This window comes from Pseudarthrobacter sp. NamE5 (assembly GCF_005796225.1).
In the GTDB taxonomy this organism is placed as follows: Bacteria; Actinomycetota; Actinomycetes; order Actinomycetales; family Micrococcaceae; genus Arthrobacter.
The window spans coordinates 115,615-133,282 of record NZ_VAHO01000006.1 but is presented as its reverse complement, the minus strand read 5'-3'; the positions used below and the strand labels follow the sequence as shown (position 1 = coordinate 133,282).

General features: G+C 64.2%; 15 protein-coding genes and 2 tRNA genes. 2 read left to right on the top strand and 15 right to left on the bottom strand.

Annotated features, from left to right (window positions below):
- Positions 1 to 20: 20 nt before the first annotated feature.
- The 11 genes from FDW84_RS09660 to FDW84_RS09610 all read right to left on the bottom strand — a co-directional run bounded on the left by FDW84_RS09660 (position 21) and on the right by FDW84_RS09610 (position 10,903).
- A complete protein-coding gene (locus FDW84_RS09660) occupies positions 21 to 458 on the bottom strand; it encodes a MaoC family dehydratase (protein ID WP_138608887.1) in 438 nt (145 codons plus the stop codon).
- A 2-nt stretch (positions 459 to 460) separates the two neighbouring features.
- Entirely contained in the window at positions 461 to 922 is a 462-nt protein-coding gene (locus FDW84_RS09655; RefSeq protein WP_138608885.1) for an FAS1-like dehydratase domain-containing protein, read from the bottom strand.
- A gap of 73 nt (positions 923 to 995) precedes the next feature.
- Entirely contained in the window at positions 996 to 1,220 is a 225-nt protein-coding gene (locus FDW84_RS09650) for a DUF3188 domain-containing protein (protein ID WP_138608883.1), read from the bottom strand.
- A gap of 19 nt (positions 1,221 to 1,239) precedes the next feature.
- On the bottom strand, positions 1,240 to 2,178 hold the full coding sequence (locus FDW84_RS09645) for a DUF2797 domain-containing protein (protein WP_138608881.1): 939 nt from the start codon (positions 2,176 to 2,178) through the stop codon (positions 1,240 to 1,242).
- 29 nt (positions 2,179 to 2,207) lie between these two features.
- The gene (locus tag FDW84_RS09640) at positions 2,208 to 3,071 is read right to left on the bottom strand and encodes an HpcH/HpaI aldolase/citrate lyase family protein (protein ID WP_138133122.1); all 864 of its coding nucleotides are present in this window, start codon (positions 3,069 to 3,071) and stop codon (positions 2,208 to 2,210) included.
- 167 nt (positions 3,072 to 3,238) lie between these two features.
- Positions 3,239 to 4,180, bottom strand: coding sequence for an aldo/keto reductase (locus FDW84_RS09635; RefSeq protein ID WP_138608879.1), 942 nt, complete (start codon positions 4,178 to 4,180; stop codon positions 3,239 to 3,241).
- Positions 4,181 to 4,244: 64 nt separating this feature from the next.
- Positions 4,245 to 5,957 carry a glycoside hydrolase family 13 protein gene (locus FDW84_RS09630; protein ID WP_138608877.1) on the bottom strand — a complete coding sequence of 571 codons (1,713 nt, stop codon included), beginning with the start codon at positions 5,955 to 5,957 and terminating at the stop codon, positions 4,245 to 4,247.
- A 99-nt stretch (positions 5,958 to 6,056) separates the two neighbouring features.
- Positions 6,057 to 7,736 (bottom strand): glycoside hydrolase family 13 protein, encoded by a 1,680-nt coding sequence (locus FDW84_RS09625; RefSeq protein ID WP_205754742.1) that lies wholly within the window; start codon positions 7,734 to 7,736, stop codon positions 6,057 to 6,059.
- Positions 7,737 to 7,785: 49 nt separating this feature from the next.
- Positions 7,786 to 8,697 carry a carbohydrate ABC transporter permease gene (locus tag FDW84_RS09620; RefSeq protein WP_138608875.1) on the bottom strand — a complete coding sequence of 304 codons (912 nt, stop codon included), beginning with the start codon at positions 8,695 to 8,697 and terminating at the stop codon, positions 7,786 to 7,788.
- Positions 8,697 to 9,608 carry a carbohydrate ABC transporter permease gene (locus tag FDW84_RS19890; RefSeq protein WP_138608873.1) on the bottom strand — a complete coding sequence of 304 codons (912 nt, stop codon included), beginning with the start codon at positions 9,606 to 9,608 and terminating at the stop codon, positions 8,697 to 8,699. The genes FDW84_RS09620 and FDW84_RS19890 overlap by 1 nt, the downstream gene beginning before the upstream one ends.
- A 23-nt stretch (positions 9,609 to 9,631) precedes the next feature.
- Complete coding sequence (locus FDW84_RS09610) at positions 9,632 to 10,903, bottom strand: ABC transporter substrate-binding protein (RefSeq protein ID WP_138608871.1); 1,272 nt, start codon at positions 10,901 to 10,903, stop codon at positions 9,632 to 9,634.
- 222 nt (positions 10,904 to 11,125) lie between these two features.
- On the opposite strand from FDW84_RS09610, the gene FDW84_RS09605 reads away from it, so the two are divergent.
- Positions 11,126 to 12,352 (top strand): ROK family protein, encoded by a 1,227-nt coding sequence (locus FDW84_RS09605; RefSeq protein WP_138609048.1) that lies wholly within the window; start codon positions 11,126 to 11,128, stop codon positions 12,350 to 12,352.
- Between the two features lie 89 nt (positions 12,353 to 12,441).
- Here FDW84_RS09605 and FDW84_RS09600 read toward each other — a convergent pair whose 3' ends face one another.
- Entirely contained in the window at positions 12,442 to 13,092 is a 651-nt protein-coding gene (locus FDW84_RS09600; protein ID WP_138608869.1) for an SDR family oxidoreductase, read from the bottom strand.
- 210 nt (positions 13,093 to 13,302) lie between these two features.
- On the opposite strand from FDW84_RS09600, the gene FDW84_RS09595 reads away from it, so the two are divergent.
- Positions 13,303 to 14,559 carry a glycosyltransferase 87 family protein gene (locus FDW84_RS09595; protein ID WP_138608867.1) on the top strand — a complete coding sequence of 419 codons (1,257 nt, stop codon included), beginning with the start codon at positions 13,303 to 13,305 and terminating at the stop codon, positions 14,557 to 14,559.
- A 140-nt stretch (positions 14,560 to 14,699) separates the two neighbouring features.
- Here FDW84_RS09595 and FDW84_RS09590 read toward each other — a convergent pair.
- The 3 genes from FDW84_RS09590 to FDW84_RS09580 all read right to left on the bottom strand — a co-directional run bounded on the left by FDW84_RS09590 (position 14,700) and on the right by FDW84_RS09580 (position 17,307).
- Positions 14,700 to 14,773: transfer RNA gene (locus tag FDW84_RS09590), tRNA-Met, on the bottom strand.
- Positions 14,774 to 14,833: 60 nt separating this feature from the next.
- Positions 14,834 to 14,905 (bottom strand) — tRNA-Thr (locus FDW84_RS09585).
- A gap of 350 nt (positions 14,906 to 15,255) precedes the next feature.
- Positions 15,256 to 17,307, bottom strand: coding sequence for a DEAD/DEAH box helicase (locus FDW84_RS09580; RefSeq protein ID WP_138608865.1), 2,052 nt, complete (start codon positions 17,305 to 17,307; stop codon positions 15,256 to 15,258).
- Between the last annotated feature and the right edge of the window lie 361 nt (positions 17,308 to 17,668).

Sequence of the window (17,668 nt, the reverse complement as noted above, 5' to 3'; positions counted from 1 at the left end):
CTGCTTCGATGGCGAAGCGATTAGGAAAGCGCTACGACGGCCTGGGCCTTCATCAGGACCTTCTGGCCAGCGGAAACAACGGTGAGGTCGATGCGCGCAGTGTTGGCCTCGGCGTCGAGCTTTCCGATGATGCCGCTGACCTCAATGGTTGCGCCTGGCTCAGTTGTGCCGGTGGTATCGGCAACCAGGACGGGCTTGGTGAAGCGCGTCTGGAAGTCGACGACGGCGGCCGGATCCCCGGCCCAATCGGTCACCAGCTGCACAGCGGAACCCATGGTGAACATGCCGTGCGCGATCACGCCGGGCAGCTCGACACTCGTGGCGAAGGCCTCGTTCCAGTGGATCGGGTTGAAGTCGCCGGAGGCGCCGGCGTACTTGACCAGGTCGGTGCGGGTGACCTCGACGGTTCGGCTGCCGATCTCCTGGCCTGGGCTGAGTTCGTGGATGCTGAGGCTCATGGTTACTGTCCCTCTCCTCGGACCAGGATGGATGACGTGGTGGTGGTGACTGGTTCCCGGGATTCGCCTGCGCCGAGGGCGAAGATTTCGGAGCGGGTGGTGATCATCGCTCCCCCGCCCATCGCCCGGATGCTGTCCACGTGGAGTTCCGCCACCAGTTGATCGCCGGCGAAGATGGGGCGGTGGTGGGTGAAGCGCTGGTCGGCGTGGACCACGCGGGAGAAGTCGATGCCGGCTTCCGGGTCCTCGATGAGCTGGGCGTCGGCCCGCTGGGCGATGATGATGGCAAAGGTCGGCGGGGCCACCAGGTCTGTGTGGCCCAGGGCTTTGGCGGCTTCGACATCGAAGTGTGCAGGGTGGGTGGCTTTCACGGCGCGGGCGAACTCGCGGATCTTCTCGCGGCCGACGTCATATACCTCTGCGGCAGGGTAGGTGCGGCCCTGCAGGTCCGGATTGATAGTCATGGGCCCAGCCTATCGTCAGGCTCTTGAGCGGCAGAAAAGGTGAAGAGTCGGGGAAGGTGGGTGTTGTTGAGGCTTAGCGGCGAAGTTTCTTCCGAATCGCCTGACCCCGGACCACCATGCCGGCGACATGCAGGACAAGTCCCAGCCCGATAACCGGCAGCGACGCCATGGCCAGCCAGGAGTTGCCGCTGGTGTTGCCCACCAGGTTCAGGATGACGCCGACGGCGATCAGTCCCATGGCGCTGAAGACCAGCACTTTGTAGCGGGTTGGCGCGGTGGCCCAGAATTCGTTCAGCACCCTGCAAGTCTACCGGGAGTCAGAACAGCGCTTCCTGGACCGCGGGTACCTCCGAGCGGTGGTCTCCGAGTTCTATGGTGCGGCCCTTGAGCCGGCCCAGGTCCACCACGAACTCCAGATCTGCGCCATCCAGGCTTGCCAGGGCGAAGCTGCCGCAAACGGACCGGATGGTGAAGCCGTGGGCATCTGATTCCAGGGAATGGGGGTAGGCATGACGCGCCGTTTCCGAGCACAGCCGGTCGGCGAGTCCGGGCCTGCTCCAGGTCTCGTCCACGAGCTCAAAGCCGTCTTCACCCGCGGTGGACGCCACCTGGCGGGCGAAGGCTGCGAGGGCGGAGTTACGGGCCTTGATCCGGTCGGCGGGGGCCGGGGCTGCCAGGGCCGCTGCCTTGGCGGCAGAACGCACCTGTTGGGGCAGGCCGCCGTCGCTCGTTACCAGGTCCTCCAAGACCCGGACCACCCGCCCGTCCGCGGCGCGGGCGATGTAACTGGCGGCCACGGCGCCCTGCTCGGCAAGCCGCTGCCACTTGCGCAGGTCCGAGGCCGTCCCCACCTTGCTGGTGCCGTCGGCAAAGGTTGCGACGTAGAGCCAGTGCGGCTGCATCAAGTAGCTGCGCAGGCCGGGCGGGACACCGCCGCCGCGGTGGAAATCGTGCATCAGCCGGAACTCGTCCTGCACGAAGCACCTGTCGCACTGGTATCCCCGGACCGAGGGAGAGCTGTTCCTGCACAGCACGTGGTCACGGCGCGCTGGGCCGTGCACCCGGTAGTGGCCCAGGCAGGACTTCCCTTCCGCGGCGAGCCGGAAGCCCAGTCGCGTGCCGTCGTCGAGCGCTGTTTCCCTGAAGGTGCCATCCGGTGCCTGCAGGCGCAGCACGGGAGGGGATCCGAATGAACCGGCGCGATCATCGTGCGCGGGCCAAGAGACCCCGTGGACCAGATAAGGCGTATCGGTCACGGGGTCTCCTGGGATAAAAAGCGCGGGTGCTACAGCGCGGGCTGCACCCCAAAGGCTACCGCGAGCTTCATGATCTTCTCGGCGCGGCCCAGGCGGGGCAGGTCCGAGCCGTCCCTGATGACGCGGCCGTTGGCTTCGAAGTCAGCCATGAAATCGGTGGCCCAGGCGACGTCCGACGGCGTGGGGCTGATGACCTCGTTGATGACGGGGGTCTGGTCGATGGCCAGGCAGAGCTTGCCGGTCATGCCCATCATCACGGTGATGCCGGTCTGCTCACGCAGGATGGGGTGGTTGGTGCCCACGGTGGGGCCGTCGATGGGGCCCGGGAGGTTGCCCACGCGGCTGGCAACCACGAGCTTGGCACGCGGGTAGGCCATGGCTTCCGGAGTGGCCGCCATGCCGGTGTCGCGGCGGAAGTCGCCGGAGCCGAAGGCGAGGCGGAAGGCGCCCTGGGCCTTGGCGATGTTGTTGGCTTCCTCGATGCCGACGGCGGATTCCACCAGCGGGATCACGGGGGTCTTGCCGTCCATCCGGTGGAAGCTTTCGGTGACCTGGTCCGCGGATTCGGTCTTGGCGAGCATGACGCCGAGCAGGCCAGGGGTGCCGCGGAGGCCAGCGAGGTCATCGGCCCAGAAGGGGCTGGTGGCGTCGTTGATGCGGACCCAGGCCTTGCCGCCGGCGGTCAGCCAGTCGATAACGTTGTTCCGGGCCTGGTCCTTTTGGGAAGGGTCCACCGCATCTTCAATATCCAGGATGATCGAGTCGGCGCGGGAGACTGCCGACTGGTCGAAAAGCTCCGGCTTCATGGCATTCACGAGGAGCCAGGAGCGGGCGATCTCTGCGGGGATATTGCGTTCCGGCCTTACGGTCTCGGTGGCGATGGTAGACGTCATGTATCTACCGTATCCGCCCGGCAACCGGCACGCCGCAGAAAATGGCCAGCTTGTGAGGATCAATACGAACTAAACAGGATATGACTCGGGTCCTGGCAAAAGCCGGTAGCAGCAAGTGTCGTTATGGGGTGCCAAAACGACACTTGCTGCTACCTAGTTGGGATGGGTCAGGGGATGCTGCTGCCCCGCGCAGTAACCCACAGTTTGTACCAGTCCGCGCGGCTCATGGCCTGCGCCACGCGGGCCGCGTCCGAGCAGGCCCGGATGCGGCCGGGATTGGTGGTCCCGATCACCGGCGCAATCCCCGCCGGGTGCTTCATCAGCCAGCCCAGCAGCACCGACTCCCCCGTGCTGCCGTACTCGCCGGCCAGTTCAGCCACGAGATCCGCGGTGGCTGCCTCGGCGGACGTGGGGCTTTCCGGTTCCACGCCGGTGTACACGCCCTTGGCCAGGGAACCGTAGGCCTGCAGGGTTATGGAGTGCCGGGCGCAGTACTCCAGGGTGCCGTGCGGGAAGCTGTAGTCCAGGTGCTCGGCATGGTTCACCAGCACCTGGCTTTCCAGCCAGGCCCGCTTGAGCAGGCTCATCTCAAGCTGGTTCGCCAGCACCGGCGTTTCCAGCCGGTCCTGCAGCGCCTCGATCTGCGCACCGGACATGTTGGACACGCCAAGCTGCCGGACCTTGCCTTCCGCCATCAGCTGCCCGACGGCGGCCGCCACCTCCGCGGGGCCCGTCAGGGGGTCCGGGCGGTGCAGCAGGAGGATGTCCACGTAGTCCGTCCGCAGCCGCTTCAGGCTTTCGTTGACGCGCTCCAGGATGGCTTCCCGGCTCAGGTCGTAGTGCGTTTGCAGTCCGCGTTCGTTCAGCCTGATGCCGCACTTGGTCTGCAGCCGGATCCGGTCCCGGAGGCCCGGCGTGGCAGCCAGCACCTCACCGAACACGGCCTCGGACTTGCCGCCGCGGTAGATGTCGGCATGGTCGAACAACGTGATGCCGGCATCCAGGGCGGCCTCGACGGCGGCAGCAGCCTCGTCCACATGCTCGCCGGCATGCGGCTCGCCAGACCAGCTGCCACCCAGGCCCATGCAGCCGTAAATCACTTCCTGCATCAGCACAGCCCCCGCATCAGCACGTTACCCCAGTCCGGCCGTCCCAAGGGGCGGCCGCCGGAGATCAGCGCAGCCATGCGGTGGTGTTGGCCGGCAGCTTGCCGTCCTCAAGAGGTGCGCTGGTGACCAGCACCCCGCCCGCCGGAAGGTCGACGGCGGTGTCCCCGAAGTTGGTCACTGACTGCCAGCCATTGGGGCGACGGAAGTGCAGGACCTCCGGGTTGCCGGTCTCCACCCACTCCAGCTCCTCGTCCGTCAGCAGTTCATGACGGAGCTTCAGGGCCTTGCGGTAGAGCTCAAGGGTGGAACCTTTTGTTCCGTCCTGCGCCTCGACGGCGTACCTGCTGAACCAGCCGGGCTGGGGCAGGTGTGCGCCGCCTTCGCCGAAGCCGAAGGAGGTTCCCTCAACCTTCCAGGGCAGCGGGACACGGCAACCGTCGCGGCCGATCTCCACGCCCTTGTTGCGGAAGAAGGAGGGGTCCTGGCGTTCGGATTCCGGAATCTCGGCCACTTCCTGCAGTCCCAGTTCCTCGCCCTGGTAGAGGTAAGCCGAGCCGGGCACGGCGAGCATCAGCAGGGTGGCTGCGCGGGCGCGGCGTTCACCGAGCTCCACATCGAGTTCCTCCTTGGGGCCGCCGGCGAGCAGCCAGTCCTTGCCGTCCTGGCCCTTGGTGCGTTCCTTGCCCTTGGACACCTGCGGCAGGCCGTAACGGGTGGCGTGGCGGACAACATCGTGGTTGGAGAAAACCCAGGTGGAGGAGGCGCCAGTGGCGGCCGCCTCGGCCAGGTTCCGGGTGATGATCTCCTTGTACTCGGCGGCGTCGAAGTCGGCCTGCAGCAGGTCGAAGTTGAAGGCCTGGCCAAGCCCCTGCGGGCTGGCGTAGCGGGCCCGGCGGGTGGCGTGGACCCATGCCTCGGCCACCGCGGTGCGCGGCGGGTTGTATTCGTTGAAGACCTCGCGCCATTCGGCGTAGATTTCATGCACTTCGTCACGGTCCCAGAAGGGGTGCGTGCCGTCGTCGAACCCGTCCACGCCCGTGTTGGCCGCGCTCAGCTCCAGCTTGGACAGCAGCGGCTCGGTGAGGTCCTTGGTGAGCGCGTGTGCCACATCCACGCGGAAGCCGTCCACGCCGCGGTTGGACCAGAAGCGCAGGGTCTTCAGGAAGTCCTCGCGGATTTCCCGGTTGGACCAGTTCAGGTCGGGCTGTTCCTTCGCAAAGATGTGCATGTACCACTGGCCGGGGGTGCCGTCCGGCTCCGTGATGCGCTCCCAGGCCGGGCCACCGAAGACCGAGTCCCAGTCCGACGGCGGGAACTCGCCGCCGGGGCCCTTGCCGTCGCGGAAGATGTAGCGGTCCCGGGCCGGAGAGCCCTTGGGAGAGGCCAGGGCCTCCTGGAACCACTTGTGCCGGTTGGACGAGTGGTTGGGGACGATGTCCGCAATCAGCTTAATGCCTGCCTCGTGCAGGGCAGCGGCCATCTCGTCGAAGTCCTCGAGGGTGCCCAGCTTGGGATCCACGTCGCGGTAGTCGTCCACGTCGTAGCCGCCATCCGCGAGCGCCGAGGGGTAGAACGGGCTCAGCCAGACGGCGTCGATCCCCAAGGATTTCAGGTACGGCACCTTGGAGGTGATGCCTTTGAGGTCACCGATTCCGTCACCGTTGGAGTCGGCGAAGCTCCGCGGGTAGATCTGGTAGACGGAGGCCTGGCGCCACCAGTTGGGATCGGCCAGGCGGTCGGAATCGGAAAGGGTTGCCAGGGTGGCGGTTGTACTCACAACGCTCCTTTTATTTAGTCTCTAAATTTTTTGCGACCAGTATGTGCCGGGTGGGCGGGCAAGGTCAACAGCAAGCTCGGGTCGCTCACCGACGCCGCCTTAGGCCCTGAGCCAGGCGGTTGATTCTCTTGGCAGCCTGCCGTCCTCGATCCTGCCGCTGGAGATCAGGACCTCGCCGTCAGGAAGTTCGACGGCGGCGGTACCGAAGTTCGCAACGACGTGCCAGCCGCCCGGGCGCATAAAGTGCAGCACCTGTTCGTCTCCCCCTTGCCTCCATTCCAAGGTCTCGGGACCTTGGAGTTTGCGGCGCAGCGCCAAGGCCTGGCGGTAGAAGTGCAGGGTTGAGTTGCGGTCGCGTTCCTGGGTGCTGGCTGCATACCCGGCAAACCAGTCCGGCTGGGGCAGGTGGGCGCTGTTGGTGCCGAAGCCGAAGGAAGGACCGGACGGTTCCCAGGGCAGAGGCACGCGGCAGCCGTCCCGGCCCAGTCCGTCGTACTCGGCGCCCCTGAAGAATGACGGGTCCTGGCGCCGGTCAGCCGGGATGTCTGCTACCTCATGCAGCCCCAGTTCCTCTCCCTGATAGAGGTACGCGGAGCCGGGAAGAGCGAGCATGAGCAACGTGGCGGCCTTGGCGCGACGGATGCCTCCTTCCATGTCGAGGGCTTCGAGGGGACCGCCGGCTTTGACCCATTCCACCCCCGGTTTCCCCGGCCGCCCGTTGAGCGGTTCAAGGCCGTACCGGGTAGCGTGGCGGGTGACGTCGTGGTTGGAAAACACCCAGGTGGTGGTGGAGCCCGTGAGGCGGGCCTGTTCGAGGTTGTCGCTGATGATGGTGCGGAACTGGGCAGCGTTAAAGTCGGCCAAGAGCAGGTCGAAGCTGAAAGCCTGCCCCAGTCCTTCCGGGGAAGCATACTTGGCGCGCCGCGCGGCGGTCTCCACCCAGGCCTCCGCCACTGCAAACCGCGGCGGGTCATATTCGTTGAATACCTTGCGCCATTCGGCGTAGATCTCATGGACTTCGTCCCGGTCCATCAGCGGGTGTGTGCCGGAGGTACGGTCCATCGCCTCCAGTTCCTGCCTGCTGGGAAGTTCGGCGCGGAGGTCCTTGACCAGGAGGTTGGCCACGTCCACGCGGAAGCCGTCCACGCCCCGGTTCGCCCAGAAGCGCAGAGTGGTGAGGAAGTCCGCACGGACCTCCGGGTTGTCCCAGTTCCAGTCCGGCTGTTCCGGAGTGAAGGTGTGCAGATACCACTGCCCATCGTCCACCTGCGACCAGGCCGGGCCGCCGAAAGCGGCTGTCCAGTCCGCGGGCGGCAGCTCGCCATGTTCACCCACTCCGTCCCGGAAGTGGTACCGCTGCCGGGCCGGTGACCCCTTGGGCGCGGCCAGGGCTTCCTGGAACCAGGCGTGCCGGTTGGAGGAGTGGTTCGGGACAATGTCCACGATCACCTTGATTCCCGCGGAATGCAGGGCCGCGGCCATCGCGTCGAAATCTGCCAGGCTGCCGATCCTGGGATCGACGTTGCGGTAGTCATCTACGTCGTAGCCGCCGTCGGCCAAGGCCGAGGGGTAAAACGGGCTGAGCCACACGGCGTCGATCCCCAGGCTCTTCAAGTAAGGCACTTTCGAGGTGATGCCCTGCAGGTCGCCGATCCCGTCACCGTTCGAGTCGGCGAAGCTGCGCGGGTAGATCTGGTAAACCGCAGCCTGTCTCCACCAGTTGGTGGCGTCGGTGGGTCCGTGGTCGGCGTCGTGCGTCTGGCAGGCGAGGATGGACAAGCAGTTTCCCCTTTCCGGGGCGCTGGAGTTATTGATGGCTGGCAAAGGCTCAGCCCTTGACGGCACCCTGTGAGACACCGGCCATAACCCATCGCTGGGTGAAGAGATAGGCCACGATGGCCGGAGCCATGGCCATCAGGTAGGACGCAAAGGACACGTGGTAGTTGTTGCTGAACTGAGTCTGGAACAGATTTTGTCGAACGGGAAGGGTTTGCAGTGCCGGGTCGGAAATGATCAGCGAAGGCATCATGAAGTCGTTCCAGGCGTACAGGAAGGCGAAGATCCCCACGGTGGCGCTCATTGGCGCCAGCAGGGGAAAGATCAGTTTCCAGAATGTCTGCCAGGTCGTGGCGCCGTCCATGCGGGCGCTCTCTTCCAATTCCATCGGGATTGACCGCAGGAACGCCGTGAACAGCAGAACACTGAAGCTCAACTGAAACATGGTGGCGAGCAGAATCACACCCATGGGGTTGTCCAGGCCAAGGCGGCCGGTCAACTGGATTTGCGGCAGCGCAACGACCGGAAACGGGATGAACATTGCTGCGAGCAGGTAGTAGAAGGAGTACCGGAACAACCGGCGTTCCCAGTTGCGCACGATCGCGTACGAGGCAAACGCTGCCAGCACAATGGTCGCTACTACAGTTCCCGCGGTGACCAGCAACGACATTGCGGCGCCGACGGGGAAATTCGTCAGCGTCCACGCTTGGACAAAGCCGTCCACGCTGAACGGTTCAGGGAATGAGAAGGCGTTGCCGTCCACAGCCTGCCCTTGGGTTTTGAAAGCCATGGACAGGCTCACGTAGAGCGGAAGCAGAACCGTGAGCGCACAGAGGACCAGGATGGCGGTACCCGGCCAGTTCACCCGCTCGACCTTCAAACCTGAGCGCCGTCGCCCGCCACTGGCGGAGACGGATTCGGTGCGGTGGATTCCCTCAGCGGTGAGGGTGGATGGTGTGGTCATCAGAGTGTGTTCCGTCCGCGAGTCAGCGAAAGCTGCAGAAGAGAGATGAGGACAGCGACGATGAAGAAGATCGTCGCGTTGGCCATCTGGTAGGCATAATCGCCACCGTTGAAACCGGCGATAACGGTCATCGCAATGCTTCTTGTTGAGGTTCCCGGGCCGCCGTTCGTGAGTCCAACAATGATGTCGTAGGCGTTAAGGAAACCCTTGAATCCGAGAATAATGTTGATCACCACATAACCCGCCACGAGCGGAGCGGTGATCTTCAGGAGTTGCTGGGCCTTGCTTGCGCCATCGATCTCCGCGGCCTCATACACGTCCCCGGGGATCGAGACGAGACCCGCGATATAGATCAGCAGTGCCCCGGGCACCGCCTGCCAGGCGGTAACCACCACGATGGCAACCCACGCAAGGTCAGGGTTTGCAAGGAGGCTTGTCTCGAGCCAGGAAATGCCCGCCGCCGCCCCTGCAGAGGGCAGCGAGTTTGAGAACAGGAAATTGAAAACATAGGCGATGATGATGCCGGAGACCACCATCGGTATGACGAAGATGGTGCGCAGCGCTGATTTCATGCGGATCTGCGAGGTGAGCCCTACGGCGAGGAGGAAGGCCACGACGTTCACCACCAGCACGGTGACGATCGAGAAGCCGAAGGTGAACAGGTAGCTCTGCAGAATCGCAGGATCGCTGGCAATTGCGATGTAGTTGGTCAGGCCAGCGAACTTCCAGTCACCGATTCCGATGGAGTCTGTGAAGCTGAAGAAGATGCCCACAAGGCCGGGAACCGTAATCGCCAAAGTGAAGAGAACGAGGCTCGGCAAGAGGAAAAAGTAGAAAACCGGTTCGACCCGACGCCTGCGGCGGCTTTCGGGGCGTCCCTGCCCCCGCCTGGTTGTTGTGGTTATGGACATGTGTCTGGCTCCCTTGTTCTGCGCTACTGGCGAAAGGCCAGGCGCGCCCAGTCTGCGTCGAGTGTGCGGAAGGTGGCTGCAGGATCTGCGCCCAACACGAGCGCCTGGGTGTAGTTCATGATGGGGATTGTGCGCGGCACCAGCACCGACGGCCCCTGATAAACACGGCCCTTTTCGTAGTACTCGACCATCCCCTCGATTCGCGGGTCCGGGGCTGCCTCGGCCTCGACAGTGGGGGTGAAGCCCAGCTGCGACTTGTTGTACCCTTCTATGATTTCCGGCTGGTAGAGATACTCCAGGAAGTCGCGCGCAGCGTCCTTGTGTTTGGAATCCTCCGGAATCCACGCCGCGAGATCGACGTTGGCCCGCACCTTCAGGTCATCGGGATTCTCCGTCATCGGAAGCGGGAAAGTGCCGAGCTGGAGATCCGGGGCAGTTTTCGCGATCTCGCTGAATGCCCACGGGCCCTGCAGGTACATGGCTGCCTTGCCCTGCGCGAACGCAAGGTTTCCGTCGCCATAGCCTCGGCTGGCAGCGTCTTTGTTCACATACGTGCCCGCCAGTTTCAGCATTTTCTCGACGGGCTGTTCAAAGTCCTGTTGGAATGACGCTGGCGAATCCGGTCCGACCTCCGTGCCCGCCTCGGCAATCTTCTCGAAGAAGTCGATGGTGTCCACCTCGCCGCCCACAGAGTAGTCGAACCACCCCTGGGCTACCGTCCAGTCGTCCTTCCAGGTGGCGTAGAAGGGCGTCACACCAGCGGCTTTCAGCGCCTCGCACGCTGCCAGCAGTTCAGCCCAGGTCTTAGGCACCTCGACGCCGTGGGCGGCGAAGATCTCCTTGTTGTAGATCACGGAGGACGCCATGATCGAGTAGGGAAGGGCGCTGGTCCGGTCCGGATAGGAGCCGTACTGGTCCATCAGGGGCTGGAGGTCCTTCCGGATCCGGGTGGAGGCCTGTGTTCCGGACAGGTCACTCAGCGCGCCGCGCTGCACGAACCTGGCCGTTTCCATGTTGTAGTTTGCCAGCGCAATGTCCGGCGGATTGCCCCGGACAAAACTCGCTGAAACGACGTCAACCCCGGAGGTGTCCAGCACGACTTCCGTCCTGTCCTGCGAGGCGTTGTAGTCGGCTACGAGCTTCGTCATGAAACCGATGGCCTCCCGCTTACTGAACGTGAACCGGATGGTCTCCTTTTCGGAGTCTCCGGTGCAGCCTGAGAGGAGGCCGGCGAGCAGGGGCAGGCATAAAGCCAGCACCGCCATGCGTAGTGTGCGCGTCAATTTCAAAGACACCCTCGTCCTTTCGTGGTGCGGCAGAAGGCCGCGTGATCACGGCGGACGGCTAAACCTTGCCGCGGTCTTTATATAGGAGATAAATTTACCTCCTATCGTTAGTATGGGGGGCCTCACCACAGGCGTCAAGCACTCCGGAAAATGATTCGTCAGCTATATTTATGGCCTAAATTTGAACATCGCCTGGATAGTCCTACGAGCAGGCCAGAATGGGAGCGCCGGATAATGACTCAGACTGCACCGTCAACTCAGCTGGTGCGGAGGGTCAACGCCAGTGCGATGCTCAAGGCGATGCGAGGTGCCGGCATCGTGACAGGTACCGACCTCATGGCGGCCACCGGGCTTTCCCGGGCCACGGTTATCTCGATCTGTGATGAGCTCGTCCGCCTCGGATGGCTCCGGGAACTGGAGAACCAGCGGATTGCCGAGGAATACCTGAAGGGCAGGCCTGCGCGCAGGTTCGTTTTCGACGACGGCGCAGCCACCGTTTTAGGCATCGACATCGGGGCCAATAAGATCACTGCCATCGTCGCCGACATGGCGGGAAAGGCCCTCTCCCGGGTAACCATGCCCTTCCGGGCCTACAACCTTCCTGCTGCCGAGCGCGCCGATGTACTGGACCGCATCACCGCAGAGGCCTTGGAGAAGGCGGCAGTGTCCGCGGACTCCGTCCTGGCCGTATCCGTGGGAGTCGCCGCTCCGGTGAGTCGTGAGGGCGATGTCCTGACGGTCCAGGAATTCTGGAAATCTTTCGATGTCCGCCGGCTTGTCTCCGAGCGGCACGGCTGGCATGTGCTTTTGGAAAACGACGCCAACCTTGCCACCCTGGCCGAGCGCTGGCGCGGCATGGCCCAGGGCGTCGACAACCTCGTCGTCATGCTTACCGGGGACCGTCTGGGCGCCGGCATACTGGAATCCGGCCGCCTGCTGCACGGACAGCTTGGCGGCTTTGGCGAGCTGGGATACTTGGGCAACGTCGAAGGTGTCGGCGACACACTGGGCATCGCTCACTATGTAGCGCTCTGGGGCCAGGAAGCGCTCGCCTCCGGCGTTAAAACTCAGCTGCACGAGCTGTGCGGCGGTGCTCCGGCGAGCCTCACGGCCGAGATGGTGTTTGCCGCGGCCGGCGACGGCGACCACGTCGCGCAGGGCGTTCTCAACCGGGTTGCACATCGCATGGCCCGTGTGATCGGTTCCGTGAGCACGCTGGTAAATCCCGAACTCGTCGTCCTTGCAGGAGGCGTGGCAGCCTCTGCTCGCGCACTCATCCCTGTCATCGAGCAGGAGCTGCCGAAATATACTTTCACTCCGCCCAGGGTGGAGGCCTCTTCCCTTGGAGATGGCATCGTTTCCATCGGCGCTATCCGCCTTGCACTGGATTACGTCGAAGAGCACGCCCTGGACCTTCATCCCGCTTCCTTGCCGAAACCTGCCCGGTCCCTATCCTGACCTGGTCCAGGCAGATTTCCACGGCCACCTGAAGATCCGGGACCTCCGGGGCGTGCCCTTCGCTACTCCCCCGGCGGCCGCAGTAGACGCTAGGGCTGCAGGGCGGCGGCGATAGGCAAGCTGCCGTCACAGAACTCGACGGTCCTGCCCGCGGTTTCCGGCAGGTCCAGCACTGCCACGGCAACACTTGCCGTGTTGCTGCGGGAGGTTTCGCGGCTGCCCTCCGGTGAGGGGTCGACGTCGATCAGGCCGCTGCCCGGCTTGTCGGTCAGGGAGCCGGGACCCAGGATGGTCCAGGCCAGGTCCGTCCCGCGGAGGTAATCATCAGCGGCCGCCTTGGCCTCTGCATAGGGAAAGAAGGCGTTGTCCTCGGAGATGCCGTGTTCCTTTCGCGCGCCCAGATAGGACACCATAACGTAGCGGCTGACCCCGACTTGCGCCGCGGCATCCATTGAGCGGATGGCGGCATCGCGGTCCACGGCATAGGTGCGCGCCGGGTTCCCGCCGCCTGCGCCTGCCGACCAAACGACGGCATCGTGGCCCTTCAGCGCTTCGGCGATGGCCGCCGTCGCAGCATTCTCCACGTCCAGGACCGACGGCGTTGCGCCCGTTTCGGCAACAGCGGCGGCATGGTTGGGGTTCCGGAAAAACGAGGTGACACTGTGGCCTTCCTCGGTAAGAAGCCTGGACAGGTGCAGCGCCACTTTGCCGTGGCCGCCGATGATTGCGATTCGGGTCATGCACCCATTCTGCCCCTCCAGCCCGTTATTGGCCGTGCAGGACTGCCCGCGGGCCCGTGATGGATGAGGTGCACAGGCCGGGCCCGGTTAGAGTCGATGTCTGAAGCCTTGACGTGAAGCAGGGACTGGCGGGGCAGGGGCCGCTACCGGGTGCCGCCTTGTTAAGCATCGGCTCGATCCGGGAGTCGAGGAGCAGGTGATAGGAAAAACATGAAGAGATTTGTCCTGTGGGACCTGCCGCGGGTGGCTTTCCCCCTTGTGGTATCGGTGTATCTGCTCAACCAGGCTATGCACGATGGCCTGGATTTGCGGGTCTACTGGGCAGGGGCAAGGGAATTCATTGGCGGGGGCGATCTGTACGCAGAAGGGCTGCCGGGCACGCCATTTGGGGGCATGTCCTTTACCTACCCACCCTTCGCCGCTGCGCTTATGGCCCCGCTTGCCCTGCTGCCGGTTGAGTTGGCATTGGTTTTCCAAACACTCCTCAACCTGATTTTTGCAGGCGCCGTCGGCTTGCTGATCGCCCGGTACCTGCACTCCAAAAGCGTTTTTTCCGTTGACTCCGGACGCAGCCGGATCTGGCTCACTGCTGCCGCCGTTACGGGCCTGGTGCTTCTTCTGGGCCCTTGGCGGAACTCCCTTGCGCTGGGGCAGATCAATCCGCTTCTCCTGGTGCTGATCGCCGTTGACCTGCTGGGAAGCTCCCGCCGCCGCCCCGATGGGCTTTTGCCGCGGGGAATACTTACTGGGATTGCTGCCGGCATAAAGCTCACTCCGCTGGTGTTCCTGCTCTATTTCGTGGTGCGGGGTGACATAAAGAGTGCCTTGAGAATGGGAGCGACGTTCGCCGGCACCGTGGCGCTTATGGCGGTGCTGGCCCCTGTATTGTCGGCCCAGTACTGGCTGGCCTCGCTTGGCCAAACGAACCGCGTGGGCGACCTCTCACGCTTCGAGAACGTATCCATTCGGGGACTCATCGCCAGGCTGGAGGTGGAACCAGCGGTTGGCACCTTGCTATGGGTTGCCGCCTCCGTTGCCGTCGTCGCCCTGGGCGCGCTTGCTGTCTTTGTTTCGCGCCGTGACACTGACCAATGGGGTGCTGTAGCCGCTACCGCAATCGTTATGTTGCTGGTCTCGCCCGTTTCCTGGGGCCATCACTGGGTTTGGGTGGCGATCATGATCCCGGCGGTCATGGGGCGCTTCGCGGAATCGGCCCCGGCCTGCTTCGTCTGGTGGCGGCTGTTGTGCTCGCCGGCCGGAGTCCTCAGCCTTTTGCTCCTGGCGTGCTTTGCCCTGCAGCCCCTTGAGGCTGCCCAGGCATCGGGTTCCCCTAGCCCCTATTCGTCCATTTCACCCCTGTCGGAGATGTTCGTGCAGAGCGGTCTTTTCGCAGCCATCCTGGTGCTGGGCTGGTTGGCTGTCAGTTATTCAGGCAGCGCCAGGCGCGGGCAGTTGGTAGCCAAGTAGCGCAGGCGCGTTGCGTGGTGGAGTTTCACGGCATCAATAATCAACTCATGGAGCCGTTCCCTTCACCCTGTGGTGCACGGCCTCCGATGCCGGAGAGAAGCAGAAAACCCCGGACTCTCAAGGAATCCGGGGTTTACCTGTAGCGGTGGGGAGGCTCGATCTCCCGACCTCACGATTATGAGTCGTGCGCTCTAACCAACTGAGCTACACCGCCACGAATGAGAAAAACCTGTGTCAAGCCGGTCAAACCGCCTTGACACAGGCCCTCATTCAGAGCCCCCCACCGGAATCGATCCGGTGACCTCGTTCTTACCAAGAACGCGCTCTACCACTGAGCTAGGGGGGCAACGAGTAAATACTCTACCGGAAGATTTTCCCACCAACAAATCGGGATCCGAAGGCAGCCGGAGCCCTGCAACGGGCCTGCTTCTGATCCCAACAACTCACGTTTTCCGCGCCATTGCTGGGGTTTACGGGCAAGCTGCCGGCCGCGGCGACCCTGCATACGGCCGGTTGCACACTCGATCGAAGGCCCTGATGTGTCGAGTCACACACCCCACTGGAGGTTTTGGGTAGAACCGGAACTCACGCCGCCCGGCAGGTCCGGTAGCTACCCAGAAATTTGAAGGGTTAAACGCCGGTGGGCCGGCTCGAAAGCCGGCCCACCATGGAACCTGTCAGATCAGCTGACCCTGTTTACCATTTGCCCTTGCGGTTGAAGTCGCGGTGTCCGCTTTCGTCGCCGTGGCGGGGCTTGCGGGACCCGTCGCCGTGGCCGCCGAAGCGGGAGTCGCGGTCGCTGAAGGAACGCTCGGAACGCTCGCTGTACGAACGTCCGCCGCGGTCAGCAGAGGAACGCTCGCCGTCGTTTTTCCGGAACTCCTTCTTGAACCCGCCGCTGCCCTTGAAGTTGCCGCCACGGTCACCGCCGCGGTTGCCCTGGTACGCGCCACGCTCACCCGAGGGCTTGCGGCCGTTATCCAGTTCGAGATGGATAAGCTCGCCGCCGATCCGGGTGCGGGACAGCGCGCGCAGCTGCTCCGGGCTCAGGTCCGCCGGGAGCTCCACCAGGGAGTGGTCCGAGCGGATGTCGATGCCGCCGATCTGCGCGGACGAAATGCCGCCTTCGTTGGCAATGGCGCCCACGATGGAGCCGGGCATGACGCGCTGGCGGCGACCCACGGCGATCCGGTAGGTGGCGTTGCCCTCGGTGAGCGCACGGGTGGGCCCGCGGGAGCCGAAGCCGTCCTTGGAGCGCTCGCGCTTCTGGAACTCCGGAGCTGCCGGCAGTTCCTTGACCAGGAGCGGCTGGCCGCCCTGTGCCATGACGGCCAGGGCCGCGGCGATCTCCGACGCCGGAACGTTGTGCTCCTCCTCGTAGGAGGCGATGAGGTCGCGGAACGGGGCCACGTCCTCGGAGGCAAGGGTTTCCGTGATGCGCTCCGCGAACTTGCCCAGGCGGAGGGTGTTTACGGTTTCAGCCGTGGGCAGGTGCATCTGCTCCACCGGCTGGCGGGTTGCCTTCTCGATGGAACGCAGCAGGTACTTCTCGCGCGGCGTCATGAACAGGATCGCCTCGCCGGAGCGGCCTGCGCGGCCGGTGCGGCCGATGCGGTGCACGTAGGACTCGGTGTCGTGCGGGATGTCGTAGTTGATGACGTGGCTGATGCGCTCCACGTCAAGGCCACGCGCGGCGACGTCGGTAGCCACGAGGATGTCGATCCGGCCTTCCTTCAGCGCGTCCACGGTACGCTCGCGCTGCTGCTGCGGGATGTCACCGTTAATCGCCGCGGCCTGGAAACCGCGTGACTTCAGCTTGTCAGCCAGGTCCTCGGTAGCCATCTTGGTGCGCACGAAGGCAATGACGCCGTCGAACTCTTCCACCTCGAGGATGCGGGTCATGGCGTCGAGCTTGTGCGGGCCCATGACCTGCAGGTACCGCTGGCGTGTGTTGGCGCCGGTGGTGGTCTTGGACTTGACGGAGATCTCGGCCGGGTCGTTCAGGTACTGCTTGGACATGCGGCGGATCTGGCTGGGCATGGTGGCGGAGAACAGCGCAACCTGGCGGTCCTCGGGCGTCTGCTGGAAGATCTGCTCCACGTCGTCGGCGAAGCCCATGCGCAGCATCTCGTCAGCCTCGTCCAGCACCAGGTACTGGAGCTCGGACAGGTCCAGGGAACCCTTGGCAATGTGGTCGATCACGCGGCCGGGGGTACCGACAACCACCTGTGCGCCGCGGCGCAGGCCTGCGAGCTGCGGGCCGTAGGCGGATCCGCCGTAGACGGGCAGCACTGTGAAGTCGTCAATGTGCTTGGCGTAGGAAGTGAAGGCCTCGGCCACCTGGAGTGCGAGCTCGCGGGTAGGAGCCAGCACCAGGGCCTGCGTCTTGCGGGACGGGCCGTTGAGGTCATGGAGTTCGGCCAGGCGGGACAGTGCCGGTACTGCGAATGCTGCAGTCTTACCGGTGCCCGTCTGGGCCAGGCCAACGACGTCGCGGCCTTCCAGCAGCAGCGGGATGGTTGCTGCCTGGATGGGCGACGGCTTTTCGTAGCCGACGTCCTGCAGGGCGGCGAGGACACGGCCATCGATACCGAGGTCGGCGAAGCGGACGCCGTCTTCTTCGCTTTCAACCTTGGCGGCGGGTGCGTCAACGGATTCTGAAACGGCCTCTGCTGCGGGGGCAGCGGGCTCGGTGGATTCGCTTCCGGCGGCGGCTTCGACAGTGGTGTCGTTCTGATTTTCGGGCATAGGGAAAGATTCCTCATCCATAGGGGGCCAGGCGGCACTACCCGAGGTGAGCGGAGCCGCAGTACGTGTGCCGTGGATGCCGGGCAAACATTGACCGGCCGGTCACAGAAGTCCGGCGCTTTCGCAATCCCATGGCAGGACTTCGCGCTGCATCTCTTGGCTGCTATCCCAGCAGTCTGTACAGCGTTTTCTTTAGCCGGCTCTCCCTATGAAAATGCCCGCATCACAGCTGCGGGCCCCAACACTTGCCAGTCCTGCCTCAAAAATTGGGCAGGAATAAGGGATTTCCGGAGTGGGGGATGTTTCAAGTGTAGGGCACGCACCGCGTCCACCGGTAATTGAGGGCACGACGGCGGCGGTG